The 14,853-nt window shown below is 34.8% G+C and carries 19 protein-coding genes; 5 read left to right on the top strand and 14 right to left on the bottom strand.

Features of this window, described 5'->3' with window-relative positions; translation table 11 throughout:
- Positions 1 to 266: 266 nt before the first annotated feature.
- From CWR48_RS11605 to CWR48_RS11595, 3 genes are all read right to left on the bottom strand, one after another.
- Complete coding sequence (locus CWR48_RS11605; protein ID WP_115773398.1) at positions 267 to 557, bottom strand: retropepsin-like aspartic protease; 291 nt, start codon at positions 555 to 557, stop codon at positions 267 to 269.
- Between the two features lie 654 nt (positions 558 to 1,211).
- On the bottom strand, positions 1,212 to 1,928 hold the full coding sequence (locus tag CWR48_RS11600) for a dihydropteridine reductase (protein ID WP_115773397.1): 717 nt from the start codon (positions 1,926 to 1,928) through the stop codon (positions 1,212 to 1,214).
- 330 nt (positions 1,929 to 2,258) lie between these two features.
- Entirely contained in the window at positions 2,259 to 2,987 is a 729-nt protein-coding gene (locus tag CWR48_RS11595; protein WP_115773396.1) for a hypothetical protein, read from the bottom strand.
- A gap of 261 nt (positions 2,988 to 3,248) precedes the next feature.
- On the opposite strand from CWR48_RS11595, the gene CWR48_RS11590 reads away from it, so the two are divergent.
- Both CWR48_RS11590 and CWR48_RS11585 read left to right on the top strand, forming a co-directional pair.
- Entirely contained in the window at positions 3,249 to 4,292 is a 1,044-nt protein-coding gene (locus tag CWR48_RS11590) for an ArsR/SmtB family transcription factor (protein ID WP_115773395.1), read from the top strand.
- Positions 4,293 to 4,314: 22 nt separating this feature from the next.
- On the top strand, positions 4,315 to 5,547 hold the full coding sequence (locus CWR48_RS11585) for an MFS transporter (protein ID WP_115773394.1): 1,233 nt from the start codon (positions 4,315 to 4,317) through the stop codon (positions 5,545 to 5,547).
- Between the two features lie 574 nt (positions 5,548 to 6,121).
- On the opposite strand, the gene CWR48_RS11575 is transcribed toward CWR48_RS11585, so the two are convergent.
- From CWR48_RS11575 to CWR48_RS11545, 7 genes are all read right to left on the bottom strand, one after another.
- Complete coding sequence (locus tag CWR48_RS11575; protein WP_115773393.1) at positions 6,122 to 6,667, bottom strand: hypothetical protein; 546 nt, start codon at positions 6,665 to 6,667, stop codon at positions 6,122 to 6,124.
- A gap of 75 nt (positions 6,668 to 6,742) precedes the next feature.
- Positions 6,743 to 7,102 (bottom strand): hypothetical protein, encoded by a 360-nt coding sequence (locus tag CWR48_RS11570; protein ID WP_115773392.1) that lies wholly within the window; start codon positions 7,100 to 7,102, stop codon positions 6,743 to 6,745.
- Between the two features lie 61 nt (positions 7,103 to 7,163).
- Complete coding sequence (locus CWR48_RS11565; protein ID WP_115773391.1) at positions 7,164 to 7,565, bottom strand: DUF2268 domain-containing putative Zn-dependent protease; 402 nt, start codon at positions 7,563 to 7,565, stop codon at positions 7,164 to 7,166.
- A 6-nt stretch (positions 7,566 to 7,571) separates the two neighbouring features.
- A complete protein-coding gene (locus CWR48_RS11560; RefSeq protein WP_115773390.1) occupies positions 7,572 to 8,078 on the bottom strand; it encodes a hypothetical protein in 507 nt (168 codons plus the stop codon).
- A gap of 84 nt (positions 8,079 to 8,162) precedes the next feature.
- Entirely contained in the window at positions 8,163 to 8,594 is a 432-nt protein-coding gene (locus tag CWR48_RS11555; protein ID WP_115773389.1) for a VOC family protein, read from the bottom strand.
- A gap of 139 nt (positions 8,595 to 8,733) precedes the next feature.
- Positions 8,734 to 9,048 carry a hypothetical protein gene (locus tag CWR48_RS11550; RefSeq protein ID WP_115773388.1) on the bottom strand — a complete coding sequence of 105 codons (315 nt, stop codon included), beginning with the start codon at positions 9,046 to 9,048 and terminating at the stop codon, positions 8,734 to 8,736.
- Positions 9,049 to 9,138: 90 nt separating this feature from the next.
- Positions 9,139 to 9,915 (bottom strand): class I SAM-dependent methyltransferase, encoded by a 777-nt coding sequence (locus tag CWR48_RS11545; RefSeq protein WP_115773387.1) that lies wholly within the window; start codon positions 9,913 to 9,915, stop codon positions 9,139 to 9,141.
- Between the two features lie 244 nt (positions 9,916 to 10,159).
- On the opposite strand from CWR48_RS11545, the gene CWR48_RS11540 reads away from it, so the two are divergent.
- The 3 genes from CWR48_RS11540 to CWR48_RS11530 all read left to right on the top strand — a co-directional run bounded on the left by CWR48_RS11540 (position 10,160) and on the right by CWR48_RS11530 (position 11,893).
- Positions 10,160 to 10,444 (top strand): stage II sporulation protein P, encoded by a 285-nt coding sequence (locus CWR48_RS11540; protein ID WP_245976790.1) that lies wholly within the window; start codon positions 10,160 to 10,162, stop codon positions 10,442 to 10,444.
- Between the two features lie 303 nt (positions 10,445 to 10,747).
- Complete coding sequence (locus CWR48_RS11535; protein WP_115773385.1) at positions 10,748 to 11,143, top strand: hypothetical protein; 396 nt, start codon at positions 10,748 to 10,750, stop codon at positions 11,141 to 11,143.
- Entirely contained in the window at positions 11,144 to 11,893 is a 750-nt protein-coding gene (locus tag CWR48_RS11530) for a hypothetical protein (RefSeq protein WP_115773384.1), read from the top strand.
- 213 nt (positions 11,894 to 12,106) lie between these two features.
- Here CWR48_RS11530 and CWR48_RS11525 read toward each other — a convergent pair whose 3' ends face one another.
- From CWR48_RS11525 to CWR48_RS11510, 4 genes are all read right to left on the bottom strand, one after another.
- Positions 12,107 to 12,583 (bottom strand): thioredoxin family protein, encoded by a 477-nt coding sequence (locus tag CWR48_RS11525; protein WP_115773383.1) that lies wholly within the window; start codon positions 12,581 to 12,583, stop codon positions 12,107 to 12,109.
- Positions 12,583 to 13,032 (bottom strand): disulfide oxidoreductase, encoded by a 450-nt coding sequence (locus tag CWR48_RS11520; RefSeq protein WP_115773382.1) that lies wholly within the window; start codon positions 13,030 to 13,032, stop codon positions 12,583 to 12,585. The genes CWR48_RS11525 and CWR48_RS11520 overlap by 1 nt, the downstream gene beginning before the upstream one ends.
- A 133-nt stretch (positions 13,033 to 13,165) precedes the next feature.
- Positions 13,166 to 13,792: a response regulator gene (locus CWR48_RS11515; protein WP_115773381.1), complete on the bottom strand. Its 627-nt coding sequence runs from the start codon at positions 13,790 to 13,792 to the stop codon at positions 13,166 to 13,168.
- A 12-nt stretch (positions 13,793 to 13,804) separates the two neighbouring features.
- Positions 13,805 to 14,845: a sensor histidine kinase gene (locus CWR48_RS11510; RefSeq protein ID WP_115773380.1), complete on the bottom strand. Its 1,041-nt coding sequence runs from the start codon at positions 14,843 to 14,845 to the stop codon at positions 13,805 to 13,807.
- Between the last annotated feature and the right edge of the window lie 8 nt (positions 14,846 to 14,853).

The raw sequence follows: 14,853 nt of genomic DNA, 5'->3' as shown, positions 1-14,853 counted from the left end.
CATGGATAATATAAAATTGTTTGATCATTACGGTAACTTCCTCTTTCCTTATAGATGTAATCGTGTTCCTGATATGAACAATACATCACCATCTTTAAAAATTTACAAAACAAATTCTCTACTGTAAGTGACAGTCCTTTTTCTGTAACCTGCTCCATTAATTAATTCAACAAAAAAGAGTGAATATCCTTTTTTTAGGAAAGTATCCTATTGTTCAAGAATCTATAAAAAAGGCAAGTATAGATAAACTCCTAATATACTTGCCATTAACTATTTGACTTTAATGTTAATTCCTCGATATTAATAATCGTTTTCAATTGTTGTAACAAGTCCAAACCAATAATACCATCTATAGCAAAACCATAATTCATTGCACCAATTTCTAAAGTGAAATCCTTTGTTTCCATACCTCCGACTTTCACATAGTCAACAGTCTTGGAGTATACAATCTCTGATCTCCCAACACCGCTATTACGATATATCATATCATTCTCTTCTGCTACAATCCCTATTGATTCAGCTAGGTCTGTTGATACAACTGTACTCCCTGATCCAATATCTACTAATACAAGTTGTAAATAAAGTGATTAACCCTCAAAAATTAATTTCATGTCCGCAAGTAATAAACCATCTTCAATAATGAGTTTTTTCACTATCTCCTAACACCTACCCATTTTTTCTCAATGATATTAGGCTTCTTTCGGCTAGTATGAAGAACATATAATTCTCTATTAGGCTCTCCTCGATGAATTTCTTGATATGCTTTCATCGCCTCTGGAGAACTAGGAAACTATTCCAATGGGGCAATTTTCTCTAAAATACGCTCACTTTGCTCATTTGTATGTGCTTGAATTGCTTCTATCAAAATCCACTGATTTGGAAACGCTTGGCGAACATCTTTCCACTCCACTAGGGTCATCTCCAGAATATTTACTTATATAATATCATGTTACAGTTCCGTTTTAACATGTTCCTGTGTTAGTAAATAATAATTTATTAAAAATTGGGAACTTATTTTCTTTATCTATGATTTGAAAAAGATGAGGCCTTTTTTAACTACTAACGCCATATAGTTTATAATCTCTTCTACACCTTTTTATAACTCTAATCCGTGAATTGTGTTACTCGCAGAATCTGATTAATATAAAAAAAGACGCCTTCCTATAAAAGAAAAGCGCCCAATAATGGAACATTTATTTAGTATTTCTTTCTTAAATTGACAAATCAAATGATAAAAATTCAGGCAGTTGGTGCTCATGCTTGTCGATCATAATCTGTTCTGGCTTTATGCCCTGCTCACGCAGTACTGCAATGTTCTGCACGAGGAACTCATCGCTGCCGACAATATAGAAGAGTCCATCCTTGTCTGCAGCAAGTTTTTTCACTTCTTCATAGTAGTCTTTACGGTTATCAACGAACTGTGATGTGAACTTCTTGTCAGGTGCGGTTTCAAAAATATTGGTGAATAAGAAATCTTTTGATGAATCGATGTTCAGGGAATGAATTTGATTGACGTTGTCAGCACGTTCGAAATAATCAAGTACAAGCGGTCTGAAAGTTGCCAGACCAACACCTGAAGACAGCAGGTAAACATTTTTGTCTTCTCTTTTAAGCGGTACATTCGAATGAGTTTTAAATACTGCAACTTCACTGCCGACTTCAAGATTTCTTAAAATCGTTTTAAACTCAGAGCACTGCTCTCTGATGCGTGTTGTGATACCAATTGAATTTTCGTTCGGTAATGTGGAGATTGACATATGGCGAACCAGACTTTTGTTTGGTTTATCTCCGGCATTGAAACCTTCCAGTCCAAAATGAATGTGGGAACCTTCTTCCCATGTAAAGTCTTCCGGACAGTCAAGCAGGTAAGTTTTAACCTCAGGCGATTCTTCAATAATTTCATTTATTTTAGTCCAGTATATTTGCATTATATATTCTCCTCACTCAGATGATATGTATCGTTACTACGTATTATACATCAAGTGATAACGATTCTCAATTAATCACATTGATAATTTCAGATAATTCATATTATATCGTTGCATCTTCAGTTTTCACGAAAATAATCTCTAAAATTCAACCAAGCTAACCTAATGAGAGATGCTATTCCTGCATCTTTTACTAGATGACATGGCGCCTGCGTATACTAAATTTGTACTAAACACACGAATTTGTAAATCAAACGATTGAATTGGATAAATAACACTAAAAATGGATTGTCCGTTTATAGGACAATCCATTTTGTTGCACACTACTACCTATTGATTATCAGTCTGATCTACTGCTATTTGTAATACTTCAATCGGATCAGATGTTTTTTGGTCAATTTCATAAACAGTCGTTCCCTGCTGCCAGCGAATCCAGGTTTCAGCACTATCACTAAATCCGTTTATTTTTATGATACCTCGCTGATCAGGAGGTCGAAGCATATGGTCTTCCAGGTAATTTACTATTGCTTTCGCCATCGATTTTCCGTCTTCATAATCGCTTACCGCATACTGGGGATCTGAAGGAAAGTCGATTTCAATCAACCAGTTCCCTTCATTCCAAGACACATATTGGTGTCCTGCAGCTCCTTCAACAAATCCTTTGATCTCATGCCCCAAGTCAACATTGGTTTGTTCAATTTCATGGTATCCTTCGATTGCGTTGATTGCTTCTTCTTCACTTGAATAACTCTCTTCCTTGACAGGATTTGTACCTTGCCCAATGGGCTCGCTCGTGGAAGCATCAGATTCGTCATCCACATCCACTTTACTTGAACTTTCACTATCTTCACTTATAGAGCTATCATTCGAACTGCTCGTGTCTTCATTAGCTGGTTCTTCGCCTGTGTCGACTGTTTGATCCTCTGAATCAACTTCTTCTGTATTTGACTGATTCGATTGATCATTATTTGCTTTTGATTCTGTCTGGTCATCCTTCTGACAAGCGGCTAACATAATTACTAAGAGAATTACCATAATAAAAGTGATTTTCTTAGACATTTTATTTTTACCTCCTTTAAATTACGACTAGTCCTCCCAATTATGTATCTACTTCTAACTGTTCCACCAAAATAAACCGCTAAAACATTTTCATGAAGTTAAAAATTCTGTCCGATCAAAATTATTAACATTTGACGATTATTTCGTATGTTGAAATTATTGTTTTGATGTTCATCAATAATTATTTTTTCAAAACTTATATTCTATTTACATTGAATGTTATATTCTAATATTATAGAATATAACAAAGGAGGAGATTTTATGGGTTTATTAAACACGGGGGTAAAGCAAAAAAGGGAAAAATATACCGTTGAAATTAAATGCTCGCTTTTATGGGAATCTGCTTTAGGAATAGCTGCCATCACTAACGAATCATTAATTAATACACTGGAACTTTCTGACAAAGATCAAGCAGGAATTTTCGAATCATTATCAGTGGAAATGAAGGAACAAATTGAATACGTTCAAAAAAACAATACTTGGAAAACACTGCTTCAGATTCTGCATCAAAAAGATTTTACAGATTTAACTTCTTTTAACAAATATATCGAAAATTTATCTTCCAGGGACTTAAAGCAGATTGCAATCCCATATCTCGGTAATGCAGAAGAATTAAAGAATGATCTATTAAATGGATCAGAAGAAGCGCTTAAGAAATTACAATACATAACACAAGAACATTCTTTCCTTCCATCTTACCTTGAATTTATGACTAAAGTGCCCAGCGAGGAACTAAGAGGCCACCTGATTGAAGTTATGTCTGGTTGGTATGAAGCTGTAATTGAGCAGAATAAGGAAAAGCTGGAAACTATCCTGTTAAGGGATAAGGCTTCAAAAGAACGTATGATGAAAAATTTAGAAGCCGATCAATTTGTTGAATGGGCAACAGATGGTGTGAAATATCCCCCTGAGCCAAGTGTACATAAAGTTTTGCTCATTCCTCAATATATTTATCGTCCTTGGAATATCGAGGCGGATTTAGAAGGTGTGAAAGTCTTTTATTATTCAGTAGCAAATGAAAGTATTTCAGGGGAAAGTAAATATGTTCCAAATAAGCTTTTAGTACAACAATTGAAGGCATTAGGCGATGAGAATCGCTTAAAGATATTGAAAATGATAAAAGAGGAAAATTTATCACTGCAAGCCCTGACAAATAAATTAGGGCTAGGTAAAACAACCGTTCACCATCATTTAAAAATATTGAAATCGGCAAGGTTGATTTCTCAGAAAGCAAATGAATACAGTATGAACAATACAACTATAGAAAAACTGCCAGAGGATCTTAAGTTCTATTTAAAAAAGTGAATAATAAAGGAGGACAGGCTTCATGGAGGCTTCTGGTTCACAAGTTGAGTCAATAGAAAAAATTCCTGATTTCAAAAATAATTATCCTGTATTTCGATTTATTGGTGGAAATTTAATTTCTTTCTTTGGTGATCAAATATATTTAATTGCCCTCCCGCTAATTGTATTGGCTATTACCGATTCACCATTAAGCATGGGGATAGTTGCGGCACTTGAAAGATTACCAATTATTATTCAGCCATTTACTGGGGTGCTGGCAGATAATTTTAATCGAAAGAAATTATTAATCATATGTGACCTGGGAAGGTTTCTAATTATCGGAGCCTTAGGCATATTATATATTATGGATAGTTTAAATTTGTGGGAAATATATGCAGCAGCATTCATTGTTGGTGTGTTAAACCAGATATATAGCACATCTCAATTTGCTTCAATTCCTATGTTGGTACAGAAGAAGGATCTGCATTTGGTCAATTCGATTCATACAGGAATATTCCAAACGGCTGTATTTGTTGCTCCCGGACTAGGTGGCATTCTTATTAGCTTTTTTAATCCAGGAATCGGTTTAATTATTTACAGTTTATCCTTCTTTATTGGATTTCTAACAGTATTAAGTATTCATATTGAAAGCAGCTCACAAAAGGAAAAGTTTATCAGTTCAAAAGTTTTCACTGATATAAAAGAGGGGTTTCAATTTGTTATTCATCAAAAGCCTATTTTATACACAAATTTAGCGATGCTTTTTTCCGTATTTGGCACGACACTCTTTTTAACAATGCTCATAACTCATTTAAAAATCACGGTTGGACTAGATGCAATTCGTATCGGCTACATACTTTCGATTGGCGGGATTGCGGCAATCATCGGTGCATTAGCTACAAACTTATTGAAAAGATATTATTCTTACAGAAGAATTTTATTTACTGCTGGTATTGTAGGTGGATGTTCGATAATAGCTTTTGGATTATCTGATTCATTTGTTTGGCTAGCAGTAATGAATGCAATCGGTACAATCAGTTCTGCTATCATGAATCCCTGTATCGTAACAATTAGACAAAAGCTTTGTCCTGATTATTTATTAGGTCGTGTTCAAGCTACAAGTCGATTCATGACTTGGCTGTTGATGCCTGTTTCTGCTCTTGTTGCCGGGATTATCGGCGAGCATTATGGTACTTCTCCAACTTTACTGATTGGTGGAACAATTGCTGCATTAGCATCCTTTTTGTATTTGCATCCATCTGTTAATGAAGCTTAGAGTTACCAGCTCAATTGGTAAAAGTAAATCATTTCATGAATGTATAGGTGTGTCTATGTAAACAATGGAAGTTAGAAAAGGATAATATCCAACTTCGTTAATCCTTAATGTTGTAGTGATTATCAAGGAAATCCTTGGATTTAAACCCATTTTTGGTTAGATGGCTTACAAATCCTCGCTTATCAACATTTTCTTCCTAATTATATATCCAATTTTTTCCTTTATAAAGTGAGAAGGAACCTTGACAATGAAATAATCTTTTGTCCACATTTCCGTTTGTTAGAGTTTCCTATTTTACTGTTCTATTACGATATACAATCAAAGTAACTACATTTAATTTGATTGTATAGGTAGAGTAAATCTGGAAGTATAACGAAATGGTACAAGCACTGACACTAATAACGGTAAAAGCAAACCAATTTCTATTGTTGGGCTTTTCATATTTTGATAAATTAATACCAGGAAAGACCCAAACAATCAGTCCAAATATGAGACTGCCAAGATTAAGTAAACCAATTAAATCTATTCCTAATTTACTCCAATGTTTTTCAACTAAATGCTTTTTTATAAGGTATTAATCATACCCACCTTTTGATGGTGGAAGTTCTTTATATTCATCCTTGCTTTTAATAATATCGAATACATAATTTCGTAAATCCATTAATTCCTCAGCATCGTTGGTTGGTTCACAGTATTCTTCTGAAAAAGAATATATTATTGTTTCACCTTTGATGATAATTTCCCATATATCCTCTCCGTGCGGCTGTTGTACGCAAACCATTCCATCTATCGGTTCAGGTATGAATGTTTTCGTTTCGATTATATTCACTTCTTTCATTTTCTCATAAATATCGTTCAATTCTAAGTCTGTTAATATAATTTCTGTAGTTGCTGTCCCATCCGAAATCAGATCCTTAGTCACTGTTCCTTTGAAAGTGTTAATCTCATTCTTTTTTCCCACACCAAACTGAACAGAAAAATTAAAATCATCCGGTATTTTTTCTGGCATACTTTTTGTAGTTGAACTGATGCTATCTGAATCAGATTCATCAGAGTTTTGTTCTGGTTGGCTGCAGGAACCAAGACATAGAGCGATTATGATAATGATTAGTTTTTTCACATGATCTCTCCTCGTTTAATGCGCTTTTTCCTTACAACTTATTGTGTTAATAATTTATTAAACGGTAGACGCTGCTTAGAATAATGAGCCCATGGCAAGCACTATCCAAAATACAGCAGCGCATACCAATATCCAGCATATTTCTAGACGTACGAAGGTATGTATTTGACTAGATTGTTTCATATCCGCAATAATTTTAGCTACTTTTAAATTGATCGGCATAAATAACATAGAAAATAGAAATCCGGTGGAAAGTAAAGTACATAGAAGAATAACTGCAAAATTATTAGTTAAATTTTCAAGCATCGCACTAATAATAAAACCAGGAAAACCAGCCCATATAAAAAAGGTCAAAAACGCTAACACTATTGCCATTATAAGTAACATATAGTTACTTTTTAATACTTTTAAATATATTTGGATATACAAAATCATCAATACCCCCTTATATTTCGCTCTCATTTATACAGACCATTTAATCGACTATCCTTTTTCATCAATAGTTAGAAAGATAATCTCCTTCTTCAAAGATCACATCTTCACTAATGCCAAGCCATTCTTCCGGTGTTAGATTCGGATGTTTATTTAGATAGGATTCTACCATTTTGTATCCTTCGCTATAGCCATACAAATAAGGCAAATTACCAGCTCCAGTTATTATTTCAAGTGAACGCTCCAAGTCCGCTTTGTACAAATCATCCTCAATCATTTCCCAGAATGTTAAAATATGCGATCGATTAATTGGAATATATGAGTAATCTGGATAGACGAGCTTCTCAAACATTACTGCTTTTCCTTCAAAAATTAAATTATCAAGAACAGTTACCGGCTCTTCAGGGTCAAAATATTCTTCTGTCCATACACTATGGTGATATTCATGCGCAATACTTACTTTCATAATCTCTTAATTGTAATTTTCATTATAGAGCACAATAATTTTTCCCGCCCCAGAGTTGACCATGACTGGAACATTTTCATCTACGGTAGGAAATATGCAGACAGTTGTTTTATTTTCTGCTGGCAATAAATTAGAGGAATGAATTAACGCATCTCTGATTGCTTCATTGATAGACTCGGCTTCAATTTCACCGATTAACTCCACTATGGCAGTATAATCTGTTGGGACTTCATTTATTAGAAATTCTACCATATGCAAATACTCACTATCTGCGACACATGCTTTATCATAGGGTTCGATAATCATCGAATTATATAATTCAGGAATATCTTCTTGATTTGCTTGGGATGCTTCTTCAAAAAAATCAGTGTACAGTTTATAAACATGAACAATTTGAAATTGCTGCATCGTATCTGGATGATTAATTGAAACAACAATCTCGTCCTCTTTACAACCAGCTAAAAGGAATAGGGCAGTAAACACTATATAGAACAAAGATTTTTTGAACATCACAATCTACTGCATGCTCCTTTATTTAAAGATTTCTTTCAATACTAGCCAAATGCTGTCCATTTTATTATTAACATAATGTTCAAACTAGTCATTTGACCTATTATTAGGAATTAAATTATTTTTGAAAATTGGACTTAGTTCACTCCATACATCAAATTTATTGCCATCTAAATCATAAAAGACAAAATTTCTCCCAGTGTGTCCCCTATCTTCAATTTCTCCTACACTAATTCCATTTTCTGCAAAGTCTCTATGGATTGCTATTAATGCACTCAGCCCGTTAACTTCGAATGTTATCGAAAATTGTTCATCACCATAAATATCAAGAAAGTTGGCGGTTTGATTTTCATTTGACTTTACAAGAAAGAAGCTTTGATTCGCAAAATTTATTATAGATTTGTCCTGATCCTTGTAACTTAGCTCTGCTCCCAATTTTCTTACATACCATTCAGTAGAAAGCTCAACATTTCTTACCGGTATATATATTGTTCCTACCCTTAATAATTTCTCCTTCATTTTTTATCCCCTTTCAATACTTAATTACAAATTCTCTTTACCTAGAAAACAGCCTACTGGGAAATACCAGTGTTCACTTTCATCTCTACAGCCCCTCCCAAAAATTAACTAAGGTTATATTTATAGTTGTAATGAATTCCTATTTCGTCAATCTCTTACGATATAAAACCAGAGTAACTGCATTCAATAAAATGGTAAAAATAAGAAGTATCGCGGATACAGTTGCTGTAGCTTCCATTGTGTCCATTAATGCAGACCAATCCTCGCTCTTCACTCGGTCATATGTAGAGTATATCTGAAAACATAACGAAATGGCACAAGCACTAATACTCATGATAGAAAGGAAAACCCAATATCTATTGTTAGATTTTTCATATCTTGCCAAATTAATTACAGGTAGTGCCCAAGCAATTAACCCCAAGATGAGGCTGCCAAGATTAAGTAAAGCAATCAAATGTATTCCTCCTTATTTTGCAACTATTAGATGATATAAATCCTTTTATTCTTATTTAAGGCAATTAGCCGGGACATAACGATGCCCCAACTATTTCACTGCCTTCCATACTGTCCAGCGATCTTTCTCAACTAGTTTCGTATTTATTGATATTGCATTATCAATTTGATCTATTAGCGACTTTAGCTCTTCATCGTTTAAATCATGTAAAATACTTCTTCCAGTCCTCTTGCTTAAATCTTCAAGCAGTTGATCTTTATCGTCATATATTCTTCTAGTTTCCCACAGTTTTATTTCTTCAATATTATTAAATCCAGCTTCTTTCAGCATTTCAATGACAAATTTACTCTCATGCCTGCGACTCGTTTCTTTTTCAATTAACTTTGGAAAATACTCAAAGAAATACCCTCTAATATGGCTGTCATCGCCTTTTAACAAACAATCCTCGTGGGTGCGATCCTGAATAATATAATATCCCCCCTTCTTTAACACTCTATAACCCTCGCTAAAACAAGAACGCAAATCTTTAATATGATGTATCAATGCTCTTTCAAGTAATAAATCATAGCTGTCATTATCCAACCCTGTCTCCACTGCGTTACCATGTTTGAAGTGAATATTCTCATATTCCTTACAGTTCTCTTTTGCGGCTTCAAGAATATTCTTTGAAAAATCGATAGCCATAACATTAGGTATGCCCATATCCGCTAATGCCTTAGAATAGATACCGCCACCACATCCAACATCTAATGCATACTGGATATTTTTGATAGGCACAAGCTCCTTAACTGCTTCAATCCACGAATTATCAGCATGCCGAGCTGCATAAGTGTTGCTGTTATTTTGATTATGAAAATCAATACCCATAAAAGAACACCATCCAATCGATTTTAAATTTTATTATCCGTCTTCATCTTGCATTAATTTTTCAGATAAGTAAAATGCTGTTTTTTATAATAATTGATAATTAATTATTATAATCTCTTGCTCCGTAATGCTTTATACTAGTATTATAAGCCAATTCATAATTATTCGAAATATCCATACATAAATTGTAACCTTTTTCCTTGCTCATTCGATTAATAAGTAACCGCAAAAAGGAGGAATGGCTTTGGCAGAAACAAATGAGTTAGATATTGAACAAATCTATGAGCTACATTATTTGGACGTGTATAAATTTTTGATTTATTTTTTAGGAAATCGTACCGAATCTGAAATTTTCCACGAAATATTAAAAAATAAATATCCAGGTGTTTCAAGTGGTATCAGAATGACTGAAGGTCCAGATAGAGGTATATACAATCAGGATTTATTCCCAAACACATTGTTAATTCAAATTGGCGGTGTCGATAATACTTTAGAAGAAGAATATAAAGGAGCCAAAGATACTCTCTGACGTCATTGGAGATGTCCTCGATGAAATGGAATAAATATTGCATTTAAGAAACATGGACAAGACGATTGTTTGTATAATCGTCTTCTTTTCTTATGTATAGTTAATGGTAATAATTTTCCTCATTATTCATCCAAGAAAGTAGTTGTTTCGGAAAACACCTCATAAAAGTCGTTTTAAAAGATTTAGAACGTCAACGTTATAACTGTAAAGATTGCTGTACAAGAGAGTATGAAGGTATTTAGGAATAATTGTCGAATATTCCATATATGATGTTCTTGAAAGATTGTAAATTGGAGGTGTGTTATGAAAAAGCTTTTGTTAGCTACCGGATTGATAATCATCTTTGTTGGGGTCTTCATATTCTACAACAAACTCTACTATCCTTCCCTGCCAAAAGTAAATATGAGCAAAAAAGAAGTAATAGAAATAGTGAATAATTCTGATAAGGAAATCGCTAAATTATCGAGCGAAAACGGTAACGAATGGTATATTATACACGAACGAAATACTGCCGCAGCTGATAAAATTATAAAGGAAATGCTTAATCAAAACGATTGGGTTTTCAAACAAAAAGATGGAAGTGGACTCTTCTTTGAAAAACAAGGAGAGAATTTGATTGTATCGACACAAAAGTGGACTGCTGACTATATGTTAGTTAAAATTCTTACCAACTCGTTTACAAAGGAGCTGCACTCATAATTGAAACAAATATATGCATTTGAGCAAAAAGAAGATTTTATCAAATATGAAGAGATCATCGAGCAGTTTAGTAATAAGCTGAAGAATTACCAAAAAATATTGGAAGAGCAATATGAATTGAAAGATTTACCTAAAGGTGTAGTCTGGACTACACCAGAACTGGCAACTACTACTTTTTCTAATATTCAAATACCGGCATACACAAATAAAGATTTAATTTATATATCACCAGATGTAACCTCTTGGCGAAAACTTTTCCTGCAGCAATTAGAAGGAAAGCAGCTGCCAAATGTACAACACTTTTACGAGCATTATTCTGAAAATGAAGTATTTATCATCTTAGCACATGAATTAACCCATCATTCTGACCTGTTTTTAGACGAATTTGACGATAGGCGTGAAGATGGTATCTGGTTTGAGGAAGGAATGTGCTTTTATTTACCAAGAAAATTGCTACTTAGTGAGGAGGAATTTGCCGAGATAACAGCTGTAGAAATGGAATTAGTGAATGCTTTCAAAGACAAGTACGGAAATCATTCTCTAGAAGACTTTGGCAGCAACTCTTATGTGGGCAGTCTATCCAGTATTATGTTTGATTATTGGCGCAGTTATCTGGCTGTAAAGCATTTAGTCGAGGTACGGGCTAACAATAATGTAATGTCTGTGTTTGAGCAATATCGTAAATGGGATCAGGAAGGTAGAATAGTGCCGTTGTTGGATTATTTTGAAGTTGAATCTTTGTTCGAATAACAGATAATGAACGCATAATAAAACCGTATGAAATTAAGGGATCATTACCCAAATTTCATACGGTTTGTTCATTCTAAAAGTGGTCTATTTCAGCGTCGGACTAGAAAATACAGATATATTCGGAAATACGTTGATATATTGGTAAAACTCACCAATATCCCGCTCGCTTTCATTCGACAAACTTCGAGAAGTGACAGGCACCTCTAAATCATCTTATTTCAACACAAACTCATCAAAGAATGCCTGGAACTCGCTCTCTGGCTGTTGTCCAACAATTCGAGAGACCTCTTGTCCACCTTCAAAGTAAACTAATGTAGGCGTAGATTCGATGACTACTGGTGACTTATCACCGAACTCCCATAAATTAAATTTCTTCATATCAACTCCATTGTCTTCTGCTAATGGTACTAAATATGGTGTTGTTTGCTGGCAATATACACATGTTGGGCTATAGAAATAAACCGTTACTGCATCGCCACTCGTAATCTTTTCATTTAATTCATCTGGAAGAATTTGATTTCCGTAGTTTGGATCATCAAGCTGATCGATTGTTTCCTGTTTTAAATCTGTCGTGCCATAAGGATTGTTGCTACCTTCTAATTTCTGATTGTTCTTATAATCTATTACGAAGAATAGTGCAACAAATAGTACAACGATTGCACCGATAAAAATGATCATTTTCTTACCCATTAATTGTTTCCTCCTCTGTTCTTTCTCTGTTCGCTTAGTAAAAGAAGATGTAAGACGAAAATTACGATAAATGCTACTCCAGCTAGGAATGGGATTGTAACGAAGCCAAAATAGTTCACATAAACAACATTACATGGAACGCCACCAACACAAGAGCCACCCACTTCTTGAAATGCTGGTACTTTTTGGATTAAGTAATGATATGTAGAAACAAGCATGCCTATTCCACTTAAAATAAGTCCTGGTAACGCAATATTGATTTCCTTTTTAATCGCTGCAAAGCCGTAAATTACAACCAATGGATACATTAGAATACGTTGATACCAGCAAAGTTCACAGGGAACATAGCCCATCACTTCTGAATAAAACAGGCTGCCTGCCATCGCAATAAAGGCTTGAGCCCAGATCAGCATTAATAGGTTTTCCGCTTTCTTACTTATTTTTCCCATGTATAAGTATCCTCTCTTCTTTATTTACATTTGTAATTATACAAACGCTGGAAAGGAAACACAAATAAGTTTACTCCAAATCGAAACTTGAATTTGACAATTTAGCGAACAAAGGCTACAAATTACATAAAATTTACAAAAGCTGGTTCCGATGAACATAAACTGCTGCCTGTGTCCGGTCATGTACATCAAGCTTTGAAAGTATATTACTGACATGTGTTTTCACTGTTTTAATACCGATATATAATTTCTCACTAATTTCTTGATTCGTCATTCCGTTACCAATGCACAGCAAGACTTCCAATTCACGTTCTGTTAATGTATCATGCGCCTTCTTATTTTCAGAACGAAAACTAGTCATCATTTTTCCTGCTACTTTTGGTTCAATCACATTTTCTCCGACTGCCGCTTTCTTAATCGCATCGGCAATTTCCGTCGCAGAAGAGGTTTTTAATAAATAACTGAATGCCCCTGCTTGAATCGCCGGAAAAACTTGCTCGTCATCATAATAGCTTGTCAAAATGATTATTTTACAAGATGGGAGCTGTTCCATTACCTGCTTTGTCGCTTCAATACCATTCCCATTCTCCATCATTAAATCCATTAAGACAACATCGGGCTTCAATTGTAATATAAGCTCCGCACCTTCATTGCCACTCGCCGCTTCCCCAACGATGTCAAATTCATCCTCTGTCTGTAAGTATGCGATAATTCCCTTTCGAACAATTTCATGATCATCAACTACGATAACACGAATCATTGACTTCTCCCCCTAACATGGAATTCTAATATCGATATATGTACCCTCATCATAACTCGACCGAACGATAAACGTACCACCTAGTTCTTCACTTCGTTCTTGCATTGTCTTTAACCCATATGATGTTTTCCTTGTTGAATCCTTTGTTACATCAAAGCCGTTGCCATTATCGCGAATATGAAGGAATAATTCCTTCGCCCGCTTCATTATAGTTAAGTCAACTATAGAAGCATTCGCATGTCGTAAAATATTGGACAGTGATTCTTGAATAATACGAAAAACATGCTCTTCGATTGTATCTGATAGGGTTAATTCATCTTCAATCGCTAGCCTAAAGTCGATCGGGCTTTTCCTCTCTAGCTCTACAACCAGCTTTTCAACCCCTTCTTTTAATGTATCACCAGATAAATGAACCGGACGTAAGTGTAATAATAGTGCACGCATTTCTGTTTGCGCTTGTAATGCTGCAACCGACACGTCCTCGATTTGCCTTTTTGCTAGTTCTGGTTTTTTATCAAACTGCTTCGTTGCTGCTTCTGCCATCATCGTTAATGCGAAAAGCTGCTGGCTCACAGCATCATGTAAATCCCTTGCAATTCGCTGCCTTTCTTCTATGACAGCTGCTTTATGTGCTGACTTTGCAAAATCGGCCTTTTCATCCGCCATCCGTTGTAAAGATCTTACTTGGTTCTGCAGCTTTGTCCCTAGCTCATTCAATTCATTAGCAATACGACTTAGCTCATCATTTTCCATAAAGTGAATGGTCGTTTCATAGTTGCCATTCGCATACTGGGCAATTAATACGGACATAGCATCCAGTCGCTGTTTCATCGTGCTACTTGATTTAAATCCAGTATAAAGTGAAATAATTGCTGCTAATACAATATATAGCGCCATGAAGAGAAAAATACTTTGGGCCGTAAGCCAGCTTGGACTAAACAAGACATGGACGGTTAATAGTATCGAGAGTAATGTTACCGTTGTTAGAAATAATCCATACAAATGCGAACGGATAAAACTATAGCGAACACTTGAAAATCTAGCTTTCCCCATCGATTATT

This window comes from Oceanobacillus arenosus (assembly GCF_003369575.1).
Lineage (GTDB): Bacteria > Bacillota > Bacilli > Bacillales > Amphibacillaceae > Oceanobacillus > Oceanobacillus arenosus.
Note: the sequence above shows the minus strand (reverse complement) of the source record. Positions and strands in the feature narration are given on the sequence as shown.

Bases quoted from the DNA above. Each gene is read 5' to 3' on its own strand.
- CWR48_RS11600 (WP_115773397.1), bottom strand. From the start codon at position 1,928: ATGCAAATATACTGGACTAAAATAAATGAAATTATTGAAGAATCGCCT.
- CWR48_RS11595 (WP_115773396.1), bottom strand. From the start codon at position 2,987: ATGTCTAAGAAAATCACTTTTATTATGGTAATTCTCTTAGTAATTATG.
- CWR48_RS11590 (WP_115773395.1), top strand. From the start codon at position 3,249: ATGGGTTTATTAAACACGGGGGTAAAGCAAAAAAGGGAAAAATATACC.
- CWR48_RS11585 (WP_115773394.1), top strand. From the start codon at position 4,315: ATGGAGGCTTCTGGTTCACAAGTTGAGTCAATAGAAAAAATTCCTGAT.
- CWR48_RS11570 (WP_115773392.1), bottom strand. From the start codon at position 7,102: ATGATTTTGTATATCCAAATATATTTAAAAGTATTAAAAAGTAACTAT.
- CWR48_RS11565 (WP_115773391.1), bottom strand. From the start codon at position 7,565: ATGAAAGTAAGTATTGCGCATGAATATCACCATAGTGTATGGACAGAA.
- CWR48_RS11555 (WP_115773389.1), bottom strand. From the start codon at position 8,594: ATGAAGGAGAAATTATTAAGGGTAGGAACAATATATATACCGGTAAGA.
- CWR48_RS11545 (WP_115773387.1), bottom strand. From the start codon at position 9,915: ATGGGTATTGATTTTCATAATCAAAATAACAGCAACACTTATGCAGCT.
- CWR48_RS11535 (WP_115773385.1), top strand. From the start codon at position 10,748: ATGAAAAAGCTTTTGTTAGCTACCGGATTGATAATCATCTTTGTTGGG.
- CWR48_RS11525 (WP_115773383.1), bottom strand. From the start codon at position 12,583: ATGGGTAAGAAAATGATCATTTTTATCGGTGCAATCGTTGTACTATTT.
- CWR48_RS11520 (WP_115773382.1), bottom strand. From the start codon at position 13,032: ATGGGAAAAATAAGTAAGAAAGCGGAAAACCTATTAATGCTGATCTGG.
- CWR48_RS11515 (WP_115773381.1), bottom strand. From the start codon at position 13,792: ATGATTCGTGTTATCGTAGTTGATGATCATGAAATTGTTCGAAAGGGA.
- CWR48_RS11510 (WP_115773380.1), bottom strand. From the start codon at position 14,845: ATGGGGAAAGCTAGATTTTCAAGTGTTCGCTATAGTTTTATCCGTTCG.